Origin of the sequence: Senegalia massiliensis (assembly GCF_900626135.1) — a bacterium.
Taxonomy (GTDB): domain Bacteria; phylum Bacillota; class Clostridia; order Tissierellales; family SIT17; genus Anaeromonas; species Anaeromonas massiliensis.
The window spans coordinates 1,252,338-1,268,957 of the sequence record NZ_LR130785.1 but is presented as its reverse complement, the minus strand read 5'-3'; the positions used below and the strand labels follow the sequence as shown (position 1 = coordinate 1,268,957).

15 protein-coding genes and 1 pseudogene are annotated in these 16,620 nt (G+C 25.6%); 7 read left to right on the top strand and 9 right to left on the bottom strand.

Annotated features, from left to right (window positions below; translation table 11 throughout):
- Positions 1 to 29 precede the first annotated feature (29 nt).
- The 4 genes from E0D94_RS06145 to E0D94_RS06130 all read right to left on the bottom strand — a co-directional run bounded on the left by E0D94_RS06145 (position 30) and on the right by E0D94_RS06130 (position 3,429).
- Positions 30 to 971 carry a hypothetical protein gene (locus E0D94_RS06145; RefSeq protein ID WP_130806404.1) on the bottom strand — a complete coding sequence of 314 codons (942 nt, stop codon included), beginning with the start codon at positions 969 to 971 and terminating at the stop codon, positions 30 to 32.
- 111 nt (positions 972 to 1,082) lie between these two features.
- Positions 1,083 to 2,006, bottom strand: a complete 924-nt coding sequence (locus tag E0D94_RS06140; protein WP_165442883.1) for a peptidase MA family metallohydrolase — start codon at positions 2,004 to 2,006, stop codon at positions 1,083 to 1,085.
- Between the two features lie 254 nt (positions 2,007 to 2,260).
- On the bottom strand, positions 2,261 to 2,800 hold the full coding sequence (locus E0D94_RS06135; RefSeq protein WP_130806402.1) for a dihydrofolate reductase family protein: 540 nt from the start codon (positions 2,798 to 2,800) through the stop codon (positions 2,261 to 2,263).
- A gap of 68 nt (positions 2,801 to 2,868) precedes the next feature.
- Positions 2,869 to 3,429 (bottom strand): AAA family ATPase, encoded by a 561-nt coding sequence (locus tag E0D94_RS06130; RefSeq protein WP_130806401.1) that lies wholly within the window; start codon positions 3,427 to 3,429, stop codon positions 2,869 to 2,871.
- Between the two features lie 164 nt (positions 3,430 to 3,593).
- Here E0D94_RS06130 and E0D94_RS06125 point away from each other — a divergent pair.
- Positions 3,594 to 3,785: pseudogene (locus E0D94_RS06125) on the top strand (spermidine/putrescine ABC transporter ATP-binding protein); the annotation flags it as partial.
- Complete coding sequence (locus E0D94_RS06120; protein WP_130806399.1) at positions 3,775 to 4,584, top strand: ABC transporter permease; 810 nt, start codon at positions 3,775 to 3,777, stop codon at positions 4,582 to 4,584. The pseudogene E0D94_RS06125 and the gene E0D94_RS06120, both read left to right, overlap by 11 nt.
- Positions 4,585 to 4,598: 14 nt before the next feature.
- Here E0D94_RS06120 and E0D94_RS06115 read toward each other — a convergent pair whose 3' ends face one another.
- Positions 4,599 to 6,245: a methyl-accepting chemotaxis protein gene (locus tag E0D94_RS06115; RefSeq protein ID WP_165442882.1), complete on the bottom strand. Its 1,647-nt coding sequence runs from the start codon at positions 6,243 to 6,245 to the stop codon at positions 4,599 to 4,601.
- A gap of 239 nt (positions 6,246 to 6,484) precedes the next feature.
- Between E0D94_RS06115 and E0D94_RS06110 the strand changes: the two genes are divergently transcribed.
- Positions 6,485 to 6,916: a DUF3997 domain-containing protein gene (locus E0D94_RS06110; RefSeq protein ID WP_130806397.1), complete on the top strand. Its 432-nt coding sequence runs from the start codon at positions 6,485 to 6,487 to the stop codon at positions 6,914 to 6,916.
- A 20-nt stretch (positions 6,917 to 6,936) separates the two neighbouring features.
- Here E0D94_RS06110 and E0D94_RS06105 read toward each other — a convergent pair whose 3' ends face one another.
- Complete coding sequence (locus E0D94_RS06105; protein WP_130806396.1) at positions 6,937 to 7,929, bottom strand: NADH:flavin oxidoreductase; 993 nt, start codon at positions 7,927 to 7,929, stop codon at positions 6,937 to 6,939.
- Between the two features lie 171 nt (positions 7,930 to 8,100).
- Here E0D94_RS06105 and E0D94_RS06100 point away from each other — a divergent pair, with 171 nt between their 5' ends.
- The 4 genes from E0D94_RS06100 to E0D94_RS06085 all read left to right on the top strand — a co-directional run bounded on the left by E0D94_RS06100 (position 8,101) and on the right by E0D94_RS06085 (position 12,689).
- The gene (locus E0D94_RS06100) at positions 8,101 to 8,991 is read left to right on the top strand and encodes a putative selenate ABC transporter substrate-binding protein (protein WP_130806395.1); all 891 of its coding nucleotides are present in this window, start codon (positions 8,101 to 8,103) and stop codon (positions 8,989 to 8,991) included.
- A 13-nt stretch (positions 8,992 to 9,004) separates the two neighbouring features.
- Positions 9,005 to 9,766, top strand: coding sequence for a phosphonate ABC transporter ATP-binding protein (locus tag E0D94_RS06095; RefSeq protein WP_130806394.1), 762 nt, complete (start codon positions 9,005 to 9,007; stop codon positions 9,764 to 9,766).
- Entirely contained in the window at positions 9,759 to 11,381 is a 1,623-nt protein-coding gene (locus E0D94_RS06090) for a PhnE/PtxC family ABC transporter permease (protein ID WP_130806393.1), read from the top strand. The genes E0D94_RS06095 and E0D94_RS06090 overlap by 8 nt, the downstream gene beginning before the upstream one ends.
- Before the next feature lie 348 nt (positions 11,382 to 11,729).
- Positions 11,730 to 12,689, top strand: coding sequence for a calcium/sodium antiporter (locus E0D94_RS06085; RefSeq protein WP_130806392.1), 960 nt, complete (start codon positions 11,730 to 11,732; stop codon positions 12,687 to 12,689).
- On the opposite strand, the gene dusA is transcribed toward E0D94_RS06085, so the two are convergent.
- From dusA to E0D94_RS06070, 3 genes are all read right to left on the bottom strand, one after another.
- Positions 12,686 to 13,726 (bottom strand): tRNA dihydrouridine(20/20a) synthase DusA, encoded by a 1,041-nt coding sequence (gene dusA, locus E0D94_RS06080; RefSeq protein ID WP_207289655.1) that lies wholly within the window; start codon positions 13,724 to 13,726, stop codon positions 12,686 to 12,688. The two genes, E0D94_RS06085 and dusA, sit on opposite strands and share 4 nt — an antisense overlap.
- 121 nt (positions 13,727 to 13,847) lie before the next feature.
- Complete coding sequence (locus tag E0D94_RS06075) at positions 13,848 to 15,824, bottom strand: FtsX-like permease family protein (RefSeq protein ID WP_130806391.1); 1,977 nt, start codon at positions 15,822 to 15,824, stop codon at positions 13,848 to 13,850.
- Complete coding sequence (locus tag E0D94_RS06070) at positions 15,817 to 16,584, bottom strand: ABC transporter ATP-binding protein (protein WP_130806390.1); 768 nt, start codon at positions 16,582 to 16,584, stop codon at positions 15,817 to 15,819. The genes E0D94_RS06075 and E0D94_RS06070 overlap by 8 nt, the downstream gene beginning before the upstream one ends.
- Positions 16,585 to 16,620 lie beyond the last annotated feature (36 nt).

Sequence of the window (16,620 nt, the reverse complement as noted above, 5' to 3'; positions counted from 1 at the left end):
ATGTCATCTTTAATTATATATCAAAATTATTAATTCCAAATATAATATCCTTCTCCTTTTTCAACAATTTCATTATTATTTATATTAATAATATGTTGAATTTGGATTTTTATAACTTTTCCTTTATTCCCTTTAGGAATTGAGAGGATATAACTAGATCTATAATATCTTTCTTTTTCAATTTCTCCTAAAAAATCTGGAACTTCAGTTATTGATAAAATTTCTAAAGGTTCATTATCTGCAAAAATTCTAATACTTTCTTCATTTAATTTAGGCCAAATATTTTTATCCTTTAAGAGATCTAATTCATTGCCTAAGTTGTCTTTTATTCCCTTCTTAGTTCTATTTAAAGACATAGGAGTAAAGTGTATATAGTCACTCACTTGCCCATCCCACATATGAATTCCATATACTTCCATTTGATCTATTTGTATTTCTAAATTACAATCTTCCTCTATATTAATATTATAAATCCAAGCTTCCAATGTTTCTTTAGAATAATTTTTTTCAAATATTCCAATCTGCTTTACATTTTCAGATAAATATATTTCATAGTTTCCTCTTTCATCTCCAATGGTTACAATATCTTCTTTAGTAACACTAATAACAGGATTTTTAACTGGTTGTCCATTAAAATACTTTACATTTCCATACAATTTCTTTAGATTAATATCTATATTATATTCTACATCATCTATATCAACTATTATTTCATTTGGATTATTTAATGGTCTTTGTAATGTTATCTTCAATTCAAAATAATTATCTATAATATCAATTTTATCATTAAATATTATTTGGCCTTTAAATATCACTTTTAACCTTTTACTGCCATTCTCAAATCCTATCCCATCAATATAAATATAAGGTTTATTTTTCATATTCCATACCTGTTTCTTAGCTATATTTTCAAGTTTAGTATAACAACTTGGATTATTATTTAAAAATAAATTTATATTTGGTTTAATCATGCACACCTCTCTTTTCATAGATTCACAAAATTAAAATAACTAATTATAACTTTAGAACTTTTAATAAAAACTATTTATAAATTATTATTTGTCACATTTATCAGATATTAACTACTCATAATTATCTATATATACTGGCATAAAAACATTCTGAAATTCTTCAATTTCCATCCCAGTAGCTATAAAAAATGCTCCATAAAAATCTTTTTCTTTTGATTCATTTAGAATTTCACTAATTATACTCTTACCTTTCATCTCTATCAGACTGTCAATTGCATAATAACTTTGATCATAGGGATTATAATCCTCATTTTCTATCAAACTTTCAAAATCTTCACGAGTATTCATTTTTTTAAACTTTTCCATATTTTGTTCAAAACTTATTGAATATTCTACACTTACTCCATTATTCTCTATATATTCTGCTACACCTTCTTCAAACCACACTGGAATATTTTCATATATATCATTTTCTTTAATGTATAATCCCCATATATAATGAGCATATTCATGGATAAAAATATCTTGAAAGGCATCAATGGTTAGTACATTTTTGTATTTGTTCATATTCAAATGTATAGTCCCTATACCATCATATAACCCATTAATATTGTAACTTGTATCTGCATTTTCTTTAAACTCTTTAACATTATCATATAGTATTACTTTAAGACTTTCTTTTTCTAATTTCCCTAGTATATTTTCTGTTAAATCTTCTGCTTCTGATAGAGATTCCTTAGTAGCATCTATATATTTTTTATCTATTTTATCACTAAAATAAAAAGTGATATATCTAAATTCTTCTCTATTCATGCTTTCACTATATCCATTTATTTTTTTAGTATAATCATTTATTTTAATTGCTCTACCAAATGATTCTTTATAGAAATCCAATTTCTCATTAGCTGTAAGTTCTTCTCCAAACATATCTAATAAACCTTTATTGAACATGGTTAATATAACAATATTTATACATATTGATGTTAATATAAATATTAATAATACTGATCCTAATTTTCCTTGTAAAAACTTCACCTTTATTTTTTTGTATAGAATGCCTATAGATACAATAAATAGCGTTAGAAAACTCAATAATAAAAATATATGCACTTGATTAGATTTCAAAAATAACTGAATTATAAAAATCATTATAGTAATTAATATAATGGTTATTATTGAAAATAAAACTTGTTTTAAAATTTTCACTTCATTTTCCCCTTTAAATGAAAGTCCTCTTACTTTTCTAACTAAAAAACCACTCAGTTTGTCATAATGAATATATTAAAATATTATCTTCTAACATAAGTAAGTTCAACCATACCATCAATTGTTCTTGTCTCAATAAGTTTAAGTTTAATTTCTGGATTTTCTCCTATAAAAAGTGGAATCCCATCACCTAAAATTGTCGGTATTATTGTTATAATGTACTTATCTATTATGTCTTTTTTTATAAATTGATCAATTAGCTTTCCGCCACCAACAAGCCAAATATCTTTCCCCTGTTCTTTTTTTAGATTTTTAATAAATCCAGTAACATCATCTACTACGAACTCTACTCTATTACTATTATCAGATTCATTTATCCTTGTAGTTGCTACATAACACTTTTTGCCTTCATAGACCCAAGTGCCAGGTGATAATTCATTAATAACTTGTTCATATGTAGTTCTGCCCATTACAACTGTATCTATTGAATTATAAAAATTATCGAATCCTAAATCAATATTTTCATCTCCACTACTTCCGATCAGCCAATCAACTTCACCATTATTCCTTGCAATATATCCATCTAAACTTGATGCAATATAAAGAATTATATTTCTATCCATTTTGCTTATCCTCCTCTTTTTGTTTTCGATATAAGTATAATAACATATTATATAATATGTTATTATACTTATAAAGAAAATTTATCTTTTATCATCTGAGCTACTTGTTCAGGATATATACTAGTATTATTTATCCTCATATAGTTTTCTTGATTAATCTCACCTTCATAAGAATTAAGACGGTATTTTTGTTCTAATTCTTTAAAACGATTTTCTGATTGTTCTATATTTCTTTTTGTAGGTTTATTTGCCAATCTATTTGGGGTTTTATTTCTTTTAATTCTCAAATCAAAGTCTGCTTCAAGCTCAACAAAATAAACATCACTTCCTCTTGACTTGAATACGTCACAAACATGATTTATATAATCCCAATCTGATTGTTCATCAAAAGCCCACATATAAGTAAATATCATTCCATATAAATCACTTTTAGAAACCTCTTCAAATATTTCTTGTCTAAATAAATTAACTAACCTTTTTCCTTGAGAGGTATTAAAATTAAAAAAGTTAGATACCAAATCTATAGTCATATGATTATGAAAAAGCTTAAGCCCTGTTATTTTTGCTAATTCTTGACCAACTGTCATCTTTCCAACAGCATGAGGTCCAAATATTACGACAAATTTCATACTATTTCTCCTCCTAAATTATAATATCAGTCATTAAAATATCTTATTTATTATTTAATTTCACCTTAAATTAATATATTCTCTAAACAGCTACAAAACCCCTTCCTTTTTTTCATTTTATTCATTTAATTATGAATATTAATTTTTTATACTTTTATGTATACATAGCAGAAGCTATATCTATGGCAGATAGAGTTGTAGTTCTTACAAATAGACCTGCTAAAATTAAAGATATCATAGATATTAATCTCACTTGTCCAAATTGTGATAGAAGTCCTATGAAATCTAGAGAAGCTCCTGAATTTAAAGACTATTTCAATAAAATATGGAAGGAGCTAGATATTCATGTCAAATAACAAAGAACAATCTAATGAGCATAAAAAATATATAAATACTATTAAAAAGAAAAAAAGAAATATTAGAATCACTCAAATTTTAATAATTATACTTTTTTTTGGTATATGGGAACTACTTGCCAGATTTGAGTTTATTGATTCATTTTTAACTAGTTATCCTTCTGCTATGTGGAATCTATTTCTAAATTACGTTAAAGATGGATCATTATTTCATCATATTGGAATATCTTTAATGGAAAATATAGTAGGATTTTTAGGCGGTACTATATTAGGTATTCTTATTGCCATATTATTATGGTGGTCAGATTTCATATCAAAAGTATTAGATCCATATCTAGTTGTTTTAAATAGTCTACCAAAAACTGCTCTTGCTCCAATAATAATATTATGGGTTGGTGCAGGATATTCAGGTATAATAGTTACTGCCATATCAATTTCAATTGTAGTTACTATAATGAATGTTTACAGTGGTTTTGTAGAAGTAGATTCTGAAAAGGTAAAAATGCTTAAAACATTTGGAGCAACAAAGTTTCAGATTTTAAGAAAACTTATAATTCCATCAAGTGTACCATCTATGATAAATTCGCTTAAAATAAATATTGGACTTTCATGGGTAGGTGTTATAGTTGGTGAGTTTCTTGTATCTAAAGCTGGTATTGGATATTTAATAGTATATGGTGGACAAATATTTAAATTAGATTTAGTTATGATGAGTGTAATGATTCTTGCAATATTAGCAGCTGTAATGTATCAAGGAGTAGCTCTTATTGAGAAGAAATATATGAAATGGAGACAATAAAAATTGTCTCCATTTTATTTCAGTTTAAATTCTGAAATACTTTCTTTTAATTGAGTAGATATACTTTCTATACTAGAAGCTACCATGTTAAATTGATTTACTTGTTCTTGTTGTTCAAGTATTGAATTTCTAATTGTTTCTCCTGAGTGAGAAGCAGTTTTTGATACATCTGATGCTTCTTTAATTTTACTTAAAATATCACCTTTTCTTGAATCAATTTCTAATATAGATTTTGACAATGTATTTAATTGCATAGTAGTGTTGTCAACTTCATTTTTAATATTATTAAATGCATTTACTGTATCATTTATAAATTTTTTTTGATTAATAATCTTTTGAGAGATTATGTCATTACTTTCTGTAACTTTAAAAACTATGTCCTTCATATAATTAATAGAACCATCAATATCTTTAGATGCTATTATAACTTGCTGTGCTAATTTTTTTATTTCATCTGCAACTACTGCAAAGCCTTTACCTGATTCTCCAGCTCTAGCTGCTTCAATAGAAGCATTTAAAGATAATAGATTTGTCTTTTCTGCTATACTATTTATTAAATCAGTAATTTCAACTATATTTTCAACATTTTCATTTAATACTTGTATTTGACTTGTTCCAATATCAAATGTTGATTTAACTTCATCCATAGCTATAACAGAATCTTCAAGCTGATTATTGCCAGCTATTGAAGCTAATAATATCTTTTCATTACTACTTTCTACATCTGATGTTTTAACTTCAATATCTTTTACTAATTTATTAAATATTTTAAATGTCTCTTCCATATCATCTATTATATGCTTTTGGTTTAAGAGTATATCGAATATGTCTTGAGATTTGTTTTCTACAGATGTAGTAGTAGCACTTATTTCACTACTTGTATCATTTAATGTATTTGCTATATTTCCAAATTCCTTTATTGCTATAATAGTTTTACTTATTATACTTTTTAAAGACTTAGTAAAGTTATTTAATGTTCTATCTAACTTAGAAAATTCATCTTTACCATTATTCTTAAATTCTACTGTTAAATCTCCAGTAGATAAAATATTTAATCCTTTCATAGTATTATTTAAACCTTTAACTAAAATTTTTGATGCAAAAAAGCCTATAACTATTACGCATAATATAACGATTATACTTGCAACAATAATGGTTTTTATTGCATTATTAATTTGATTATTCATACTTTCTAAAGACAAGCCTACATTAAGAATAGCATTTCCATTAGATAATGGCTCAGAAATATTATATACTGAATCTTTACCATCTACATCTACCATTATATCTTGATCTGCTTCTTTATTATCTTCAGTTTTTACAGAAGCACTACTAACTCCATCTTTGTCTCCTATAATCTCTTTATCTGTTACAATTAATTCTCCTTCATTATTTGAAAGTGAAATATAATTTATTGCACCATTACTATTTTTAGTTGTATCAAAAAATATCTTTTGTATTTCTCCTAATGAACTTATGTCATAGTTTTCAATTTCTCTTTTTATGGAATTTACTAACACATTTCCATCATTTTTCATTTGCTCTGTAATACCTTTTTTTATTATAAAATATGTAAAATTGCCTACAAAGATCATTGTTACTATAATAATAATTAATAATAATAATATAATTTTCCCTACAAATGTATGTCTAATATTCATCATTATGCCCCCATTAACTATCTAATTAAATTTTATAAATTCTCCTTTCTTAAATATTTATAGAATATATTTCCACATACTGATATTCTACATATATTTTATAAATCCTTCTTCAAATGAAAATTAAATATTAAATTTCCTTTTAAATATAATATATTTCACTTTAATTTTGATATAATATTTAAAAATAATTTAAAAACTTACATTTAGTGATATAATTAGTTGGAGGAGGTTTTAGAATGAAAACTAAAAAGATTTTTTTTATAATTTTAATCACAACAATGTTTAGTATTTCAGGTTGTGCTCAAACTGATACTCCTGAAGAATTAAAGTACTCATATGATTTAGTAGATGATTTCTTCTTATATAAGTCAAATGATGATATTGTTGGAATAGCTATTAAGTCAAATAATTCAAATGAAAATGAAGAAAAAAAGAAAATAATACTTGAAAATATTTCAAAAGTTTCTTGGAATGAAAATTTCATATTAGCAGAGCAAATTGAAAGAATACAATTAGGAAAAGAAGAGAAAAAGGTCTATTGGATTATCAATTCTAATACTCAACAAATATATGGTCCTACTGAATATGAAGAATTTAATAATCAAAGAAAAGAACTAAACATAGATGAGAATTTAGAACTTAAAAGTCCAGATAGTTATAAAAAATAAGATTGTGTAAAAACACAATCTTATTTTAAACTTTGTATTCCATTTTTTGCCCAACTAGAATCTTTTAATATAGCTCTACCTACTCCTATTAAGTCAGCTTTATCTTCTTTTAACAACTTATCTGCTGCTTTAATATCAGTTATACCACCTGTCAATATAACTGGAATATTTACAACTTTCTTTATTTCCTCAGTAAGTGGCGAAAAATAACCTTGTACCTCTTTGTTCTCCACACCATATCCATTAAATCCTCCTGATATATCCAAAATATCTATACCTGCTTTTTCAAACTCTTTTGAAGCAATTAAACTTTCATCTAGAGTTACTCCACCTTCCATATAATCTGAAGCACCTAATCTAAGTAAAAGTAGAAAGTCTTCTCCTACTGATTTTTTAACTTCATCAATAATTTCTAGATGAATTTTAATCCTTGATTTTAAATCACCACCATATTCATCTTGTCTTTTATTGGTAATTGGTGACAGAAATTGACTTAACAAATATCCATGGGCTGAATGGATTTCTACACCATCAAAACCAGCCTTTTTAACTCTTACTGCAGCATCTTTAAAATCTTTTATTATTTCTTTTATTTCATCTTTAGTAAGTTCATTAGGAACTAATTCACTTCTAGGATGAGCTATAGCTGAAGGTCCTACTATATTCATTCCTGTTACACTCTTTTTAGATGCGCTACCTGCATGATTAATTTGCATAACTGCTTTCGAACCATTTTCATGAATAACATTTGATAAGTTTCTAAGACCATCTATTACCATATCATCAGAAATTGAAAGCTGATTATCACTTGCTTTACCTTGTTGAGAAATGTAACTATGCTCAATTATTATTAATGATATGTAACTGCCTTTTGATTTTTCATCATAATAATCAATTATTTCTTTACTAATTTTCCCATCGTCTTCTGACTTACCTGTAGCCATAGGTGGCATAACTAAACGATTTTTAAGTTTTATATTTTTTATATTTAGTGGTTCCAATAAATTTGACATATAATCACTCCTTATATATATTATATACTTTTTCGATAATTATAAAAAATTAAATAATATTATAAAATTTATCTATATAAAAATATGTTCTATAGATAATATAAATTAGACAATTCCGATAGGTTTACTGTAGAATAATATATGTTAATTATATTTTATGAGGAGGTTATTATGAAAAAGATTATTATAATACTATTAGTTTTATTAACTACAATTTCTATTACTGCTTGTGGGGATAGTGATACAAGCAATGAAAGTAATAAAAGTAATGATGATAAAGTTTTTAAAATAGGAGCTATACCAGATCAAAATACATCAAAGCTAAATAGACGTTTTGAAGATTTAGCTAAGTATATTTCTGATGAAACTGGTCTCAATGTAGAGTATGTTCCTACAGTAGATTATTCTGCATTAGTAACTGCATTTGAAAGAGGAGAAATTCAATTAGGTTGGTTCGGAGGGCTAACAGGTGTACAAGCTAGAAACTCTGTAGAAGGTGCTGAAGCTATAGCTCAAAGACCAAGAGATGAAGAATTTCACTCTGTATTTATTGCACAAAAAGATTTAGGATTAAAAGAATTATCTGATATAAAAGGATATAGTTTTACTTTTGGAAGTGAAAGTTCAACATCAGGTCATTTAATGCCTAGACATTTTTTAGTGGAACAAGGAATAGATCCAGATAAAGATTTCGATGGAGAAGCAAATTATTCTGGTTCCCATGATAAAACTTGGAAACTTGTTGAATCAGGTACATTTGATACAGGTGCATTAAATGAAGCTGTATGGGAAGCAGCTGTAGAAGAAAATAAGGTAGATTTAAATAAAGTAGAAGTATTTTATACCACTCCAGCTTATTATGATTATAATTGGACAATAAATAATGTAGATGAGGATTTTGGTAAAGGAACAAAAGAAAAAGTTAAAAATGCTCTTCTTTCTATTGATGAAGATCAAAAAGAAATAATGGAATTATTTGAATCAGAAAAATTTATTGAAACTAAAAATGAAAATTATAAAGCTATAAAAGAAGTGGCTGAAAAATTAGGCATAATTAAATAAGGTTGAATTAGTTATGACATCAAATAGAATTATAAAGTTTAAAAATATCACAAAAAAATTTAAAGGGAATATTGCTTTATCTTCCCTTTCTTTTAATATAAATAAAGGCGAATTAGTTGCATTAATTGGTCCTAGTGGTTCAGGAAAAACTACACTGTTAAATCTATTAAGTAAAATAGAAACTGCAAATACTGGTGACATATTCATAGAAAATACTAATATCAAAGATTACAAATCAAATAAATTATATGCAAAAGAAGTAGGTATGATAAGACAACAATTTGATTTAATTGATGAACTTACTGTTATAAATAATGTATTAGCAGGAAGATTAAACGAGTGGAATATATTAAAGTCACTGTTATCTTTAATAATCCCTCAGGAAAAGAAGTTAGCAGTTAATACTCTAAAAAGAGTAGGTATAGAAGAAAAATTATTTGATAAAACAAGTACTTTATCAGGTGGACAACAACAAAGGGTTGCACTTGCAAGATTATTAGTTCAAAATCCTAATATAATCCTTGCAGATGAACCAGTATCTTCTCTTGACCCAACAAGGGCTGAAGATGTATTATCATTACTTATATCCCTTGCTAAAGAAAACAATAAAACTTTAATCACAAGTATACATTCTATAAAATATGCAAAAAAATATTTTGATAGAGTTATTGGATTAAGAAATGGAGAATTATTTTTTGATTTACCTGTAAATAAATTAAATGAAGGTCTATTAACAGAACTATATTCATTGAAGAAGGTAAATAACAATGAATGATATAAAAAAAGATTTAAACTTATATAGAAAACCATTTATTAACTTATCATTGTTTATATTTTTTTTCTTAAGTTTATTTTCAATAGAATGGAGTAAAGAACTTATTCATTCAGGAGGAAAAGAAACTCTTATACAATTAATAAAATCTTTATTTTCTCCTGACTTATCTATTGAAATACTAAAGCTTAGCATAATTTCCACATGGAGAACACTAGTATATGCTGTAGGTGGAATAACATTTGCTATAATAATAGGATTTATATTTGGTGTTTTAGCATCAGGTATTCTTTTTAAAAAATCTAAATATAAATCATTTTATATGAACATATTTAGAAGAATATTAGGTTTCTTTAGATCTATTCATGAACTTATTTGGGCATGGTTATTTGTAGCTGCATTTGGCCTTAATCCTTTTTCTGCTATATTTGCTATTACTATTTCTTATGGAGGAACTTTAGGTCGCATATTTGCTGACATGCTTAAAGATGTTTCTAAAAATCCTATTAAAAATTTAGAAGTAAGTGGTGCATCAAAAGTTCAAACTCTATTTTATGGTTATTTACCAATAGTAAAATTAGATATGATAAGTTATACAATGTATAGATTTGAATGTGCTATTCGATCTTCTGCTATTATGAGCTTTATAGGTCTTGGAGGTCTTGGCTATCAAATTCAATTATCTTTATCAGATTTAGAGTATAACGAAATGTGGACATTTGTATTCTTTCTAGTATTATTAGTAACAGTAGTAGACATTTGGAGTAACAACATTAGAAAAAGTATTATTTCAGGAGAACCTAAATTTTTAAAATTTTCATATATTATTATGGCTATATTATTTTTTAGTTCATGGATTTTTATATTTAAAGTAGAAAATGCAAATTTATTTTCTTTTTTCTCCTATGAAAATTATACTTATGCAAAAAAATTTGTAGCAGATTTATTAGGTATAAATAAAAATAAAGCATATTTAGATATTTCATATATCAAGCATGTATTAATATTAACTTTTGACACCTTAAAAATGAGTATATTAGCTATAGGATTTGCAACTCTTGCAGTTTTCATTACAGTTATTCCTGCTGCTAATAATATTGCTAATGGATCTATAGGAATTGGTGGAAAATGGTATAATAAAATTTTGTTTAGAATAATTAGAATAACATATATCATTTCTAGATCCATCCCTGAGCTAATATGGGCAATGATTCTTATTTTTATATTTAAACCTGGAATACTTCCCGGGGCTATAGCATTAGCTCTTCACAACTTTGGGATACTTGGTAAGCTCTGTGCAGAAATAATTGAAGATTTAAAATTAAAACCTTTAAAAAATCTTTCTACAACTGGTGCAAATAGTATAGAGCAGTTATTCTATGGAATTATACCATCTGTAACAAAGAAATTTATGACTTATATAATATATAGATGGGAAGTAATTTTACGTACCACAATAGTAGTAGGTTTTGTTGGAGCAGGAGGTTTAGGTCAAGAGTTTAAACTAAATATGAGTTTCTTTCATTACACAGAAATAACTCTGTTATTAATATGCTATATATGTTTGGTATGGTTTGCTGATATAGTTTCAGATAGAATAAGAAAATTTATAGACTAAAATAAAGAATACTTAGAAAAAATATTGTAATAAAAACTAATTTCTAAGTATTCTTTTTTATATGATTTATTTAAATTTCTTATTATTATCTTTAAATTTATTTATTAATATTTTTATTATAAAATAATTGTTTAATATTAATAAATATGCTATTATTATTTTACAACTAAAAGGGAGTAGCATAAAAAATAGATTCAACAATACGGCAGAGCCTGGATCTATTTACTTTTATTATTAAAGTAGCAAGACTTTTAGTTAGCGTATTTACATAAATACGCTAACTAAAAGTCTTGCTTTTTTGTATTTATTATATATATGTGAACAATAATATATTTAGGAGGTATAGAAATGAATTATTTATTATTATTACTTGGTTTTGGTTTACTTATTAAAGGAGCTGACTTTTTTGTAGATGGAGCTTCTTCTGTAGCTAAAAAATTAAAAGTCCCTTCTCTATTAATTGGATTAACAATTGTAGCATTTGGTACTAGTGCTCCCGAAGCAGCAGTTAGTATAAATGCTGCTCTAAATAATTCTAATGAAATAGCTTTAGGTAATGTAGTTGGGTCAAATATATTTAATATCTTGCTTGTTGTAGGGGTTGCTTCTGTCATAAAACCTATTAAAATTAATATTAAAACAATTTTGAAAGAATTCCCTTTCATGATATTAGCAACTACAGTACTTTATATTTTAGGAAACGATATAAATTTACAGGATAATACAGTAAATTCAATATCTAAAGGTGATGGACTTATTCTAATTTCTATTTTTGCAATATTTATATATTATTTAGTAGAAATGGCCTTTTTATCAAGAGAAACAGAAATTAATAGTTCTAATGATGAAATCCAAAATGCACCTATTATAAAAAGTTTAGCTATTGGTATAATTGGATTAATAGGTATAATTATAGGTTCTGATCTTGTTGTTACATCAAGCTCAAATATAGCTATCCAATTAGGAATGAGTAAAAGTTTAGTAGGACTTACATTCATAGCAATAGGCACATCTCTACCAGAATTAGTAACTTCAATTGTTGCTGCTTACAAAGGAGAAAGTGATATTGCTTTAGGTAATGCAATAGGCTCTAATCTATTTAATATATTATTTGTTCTAGGTGTATCTTCTGTTATTAATCCAATAATAATAGAAAGTAAAATATTTACTGATATTATTTTCTTATTTGTTGCTACATTAATAGCTTATGTAATAGCTGCAACTAAAAAAACATCTAATAGATATGAGGGTGCTTTTCTGTCTATACTGTACATTGTTTATATGACTTTTATAATAATTAGAAACTAAAACATAGGTCTAGCATCTAATGTTTCTTTTGGTAATGTTTCTAAGGATGCTTTTAATATGTCTACTACATCTTTATCCCAAGGTGGAATTATTATTTGTCTCCACCTTTTACTTCCTTTAACACCGTGGAAAAGTCCCATTGTATGTTTTAATACATTATGAGGTTTTGTATTAGTGTCTAGATTTGATAAATATTGCATAAGTCCTTCAATAACTTCTCTTCTTGAAATATTATTTACCTTCCCACCTTCGAAAAATTTATCAACTTCTGCTAATATAAATGGCGTATCATATGCTGATCTTCCAATCATCACCCCATCAACATGATTAAGATGATTTTCTATTTCTTTTATTGTTTTAATTCCGCCATTTATTTCTATATTCAAATGAGGGTAATCTCTTTTTAATTTATATACATCCTCATATCTAATAGGTGGTACTTCTCTATTTTCTTTAGGGCTTAGACCAGCTAATATGGCAATTCTAGCATGAACTATAAACCTATCTACTTTTGACTGCCCTACTATATCTACAAAATTCTTTAAATCTTCATATTTATCTAATAATGTCCTTTCAAAACTATCAGGTAATATTCCCTTCCCATCTATACCTATTCTATGTTTTACTGTTATAGGTTTGTTTGTATTTCTTCTAGTTTCTTTTACTATATCTCTCACTAATTCAGGATATGCCATAAGAGATGCCCCCATATCATTTCCTGATATTCTATCTGATGGACAACCTATATTAAGATTAATTTCATCATAATCCCAATCCTCAGCTATCTTCACTGCCTTCCCTATATTCTTTGCATCACATCCTGCAATTTGTAGTGCTAAAGGTCTTTCAACAACATCAAAATCTAATAACATATTTCTATCTCCATGTATTATAGCTTGTGCAGTTGTCATTTCCGTGTATAATAAAGCTCTTTTCGTTAAAAGTCTAGCAAAATATCTAAAATGTCTATCTGTTCTATCTACCATAGGAGCAATACTTACTTTTGGTGGTTTTATTTCTGATATATACTTTTTCATTCCTTATTCTCCTTTAACTTTTGTATTTATCTTTATCCTACCCTATTATATATAATTTTTATCATAAAATTAATTTAAAAATATGGGTATAAATTATACCCATATTTTTAAATGTTAAGCTTTATTCATTTACAATTTTATAATATACTTTTGAAGTCCATAAATAAACTATGCCATAAATAATAGTAAATATTAATATTGTTAGTCCTGTAAATAACATAAATAACTTTTCATTTGTAAGATTAAATAAACCAAGTATTTCTATAACTGCTGGAAATGCTACAATAAGATGAACTATCGCAACTAAAATTGGTAAGAAAAATATTTTTACTACTTGATTTTTAATTGTATACTTAATTTCATCTTTACTCATACCAACCTTTTGCATTATTATAAATCTATCATGATCATCATATCCTTCAGTAATTTGCTTATAATAAATTATTAATGCAGTTGCAACTAAAAACACTATTCCTAAAAACAAACCAATAAAAAAGAAACTTCCATATATAGATAAAAAGTCATCTCTACTTGTATATATATCCTCTATTGCTATATCTTTTGAAATATTTGAATGTAATTTGTTTTTAAATTCAGAAACAAATTTAATTTTATCATCCCTTTTTCCTTCTAAATTTAAATTATAGTTATAAGAAATAGGAACTTCTTTTTTTTCTTTTTGTGAAATTAATTTTGACAATTCTTCTAACTTTTCATTATCTTTTACTATGATACTAATTTTGTCAAATATATTCATGCTACTTAAAAAGTCAATATCATCAACTTGATTCTTTATTTTAAATTTAGTACCATATAAATTTAAAGTATTATAATTAAATTTACCAGTATTATCACTAACTAAAACTTGATTTTCACCTAACTTTATATTTTTATCCTTATATTTATTATAATCTTCTAGTGATAATATCTCAACTTCATATAAATCTTTTAAAGACATTTTTTCTGATTCTTTTCTAGCTGTTATATTATTCTCTTTTAAAGTACCAACAGTTCCTAAAACATTATATTTTACTATTTTTTCTATATTTAAATAATTATCTTTAGATACATTTAATGCAATTTCTTCTATGTTATCATTATTTATTTCATTATCTTTATAACCAGTTAAAACGTCATAAGGATAACGTGTACGTAAGCTATCTTCAATTCCTACATATAAAGAAATAGTAGAAGATAATGTTAATAATACTGCTATACTTAGTATGCTTATATTTGCAAGTCCCATTGCATTTTGTTTCATTCTATAGATCATATTAGAAACAGAAATAAAATGTTTTTTATTGTAGTAATATTTTTTGTTTTTCTTTAATAATTTAAGAAAAATAATACTACCTGACGTAAATAATAAATACGTTGCAATCATTACAAGAATTATTGCAATAAAAAAATTATTTATAGATGCAATAGGATTATCTATACTTAATGATATATAATAACCAGTTAATAATAATATAACTCCAATTATACCTATTATCCATCTAGACTTAGGTTCACTCTCTCCTTTTTTACTTCCCTTAATTAAATCAATGGGATTTGTAGTGTAAACTTTTATTAAATTATATATTATAATTAGAGTAAAAGTACCAATATATAAAATACATGTTATAATAATTGATTTTAAAGGAAGGATAAATTTAATTGAAGTACTTAAATTTAATATATTAAGCAAAAATGCAAACATTAATCTTCCAAATAGTACCCCTAATAATATACCTAATATTAGTGATACTACTCCTGAATATATAGCTTCTAACGCTATCACTTTACCAATATGCTTTTTTTCCATCCCTAACACACTATATAATCCTAATTCATTTTTTCTTCTTTTAATAAGAAAACTATTTGTGTAAAATATAAATATCAAAGAAAAAATACCTATAGTTATTACACCAAAATTTAAAATTGTTTTCATACTCTCATAACCTAAAAATTTACCACTACTCATTTGTATAGTTATAGCATGAAGAATATAAAAAAGAGAAATTATTATTATTGAAGATAATATATAAGGAAAATAAGTGTTTTTATTCTTTTTTATATTATTTATTGCTAATTTAGAATAAAATACTTTATTCATTTCTATTACCTCCAGTTGCAATAAGAGTTAATGTATTAGAAATTTTTTCATACATCTGTGCATTTGTAAGTTCTCCTCTATAAATTTGATGAAAAATTTCTCCATCTTTTATAAATAATACTCTTTTTGCATGACTAGCTGACTTAGTACTATGAGTTACCATAAAGATTGTTTGTCCTTTATCATTTATATCTGAAAATATATCTAACAACTGACCTGTTGACTTAGAATCCAGAGCTCCTGTAGGTTCATCTGCTAAAACAATATCTGGACCTGTAATAAGTGCTCTTGCAACTGCTGTTCTTTGTTTCTCTCCTCCTGAAACTTCATAAGGAAATTTATTTAGTAAATGACTTATACCTAAATTTTTAGCAATAGGAATCAATCTATCATTCATATCTTTATAATTCTTTCCAGACAAAACTAATGGTAAAAATATATTATCTTTTAGTGAAAATGTATCTAATAGATTGAAATCTTGAAATACAAATCCTAAATGTTCTCGTCTAAATGTTGCAAGTTTTTTTTCTTTCATAGATGAGATATTATCTCCCTTTAATAAAACTTCCCCACTAGTTGGTTTATCTAAAGAAGCTAATATATTTAGCAATGTAGTCTTACCTGAGCCAGATTCTCCCATTATAGCAACATATTCACCTTCTTCTACTGAAAATGAAATATTTGATAAAGCTTCAACTTTATTTCCTCCAAATCTGGTAGTATAAATCTTTTTTAAATTTTTAGCTGTTAAAATTTCCATATCTATTCCTCCATATATTTTATTCTACATTAAGTA

What these genes read in the sequence shown, in the direction of transcription:
- E0D94_RS06145 (WP_130806404.1), bottom strand. Translation starts at nt 971, where the DNA reads ATGATTAAACCAAATATAAATTTATTTTTAAATAATAATCCAAGTTGT.
- E0D94_RS06135 (WP_130806402.1), bottom strand. Translation starts at nt 2,800, where the DNA reads ATGGATAGAAATATAATTCTTTATATTGCATCAAGTTTAGATGGATAT.
- E0D94_RS06130 (WP_130806401.1), bottom strand. Translation starts at nt 3,429, where the DNA reads ATGAAATTTGTCGTAATATTTGGACCTCATGCTGTTGGAAAGATGACA.
- E0D94_RS06120 (WP_130806399.1), top strand. Translation starts at nt 3,775, where the DNA reads ATGTCAAATAACAAAGAACAATCTAATGAGCATAAAAAATATATAAAT.
- E0D94_RS06115 (WP_165442882.1), bottom strand. Translation starts at nt 6,245, where the DNA reads ATGAATATTAGACATACATTTGTAGGGAAAATTATATTATTATTATTA.
- E0D94_RS06110 (WP_130806397.1), top strand. Translation starts at nt 6,485, where the DNA reads ATGAAAACTAAAAAGATTTTTTTTATAATTTTAATCACAACAATGTTT.
- E0D94_RS06105 (WP_130806396.1), bottom strand. Translation starts at nt 7,929, where the DNA reads ATGTCAAATTTATTGGAACCACTAAATATAAAAAATATAAAACTTAAA.
- E0D94_RS06100 (WP_130806395.1), top strand. Translation starts at nt 8,101, where the DNA reads ATGAAAAAGATTATTATAATACTATTAGTTTTATTAACTACAATTTCT.
- E0D94_RS06095 (WP_130806394.1), top strand. Translation starts at nt 9,005, where the DNA reads ATGACATCAAATAGAATTATAAAGTTTAAAAATATCACAAAAAAATTT.
- E0D94_RS06090 (WP_130806393.1), top strand. Translation starts at nt 9,759, where the DNA reads ATGAATGATATAAAAAAAGATTTAAACTTATATAGAAAACCATTTATT.
- E0D94_RS06085 (WP_130806392.1), top strand. Translation starts at nt 11,730, where the DNA reads ATGAATTATTTATTATTATTACTTGGTTTTGGTTTACTTATTAAAGGA.
- dusA (WP_207289655.1), bottom strand. Translation starts at nt 13,726, where the DNA reads ATGAAAAAGTATATATCAGAAATAAAACCACCAAAAGTAAGTATTGCT.
- E0D94_RS06075 (WP_130806391.1), bottom strand. Translation starts at nt 15,824, where the DNA reads ATGAATAAAGTATTTTATTCTAAATTAGCAATAAATAATATAAAAAAG.
- E0D94_RS06070 (WP_130806390.1), bottom strand. Translation starts at nt 16,584, where the DNA reads ATGGAAATTTTAACAGCTAAAAATTTAAAAAAGATTTATACTACCAGA.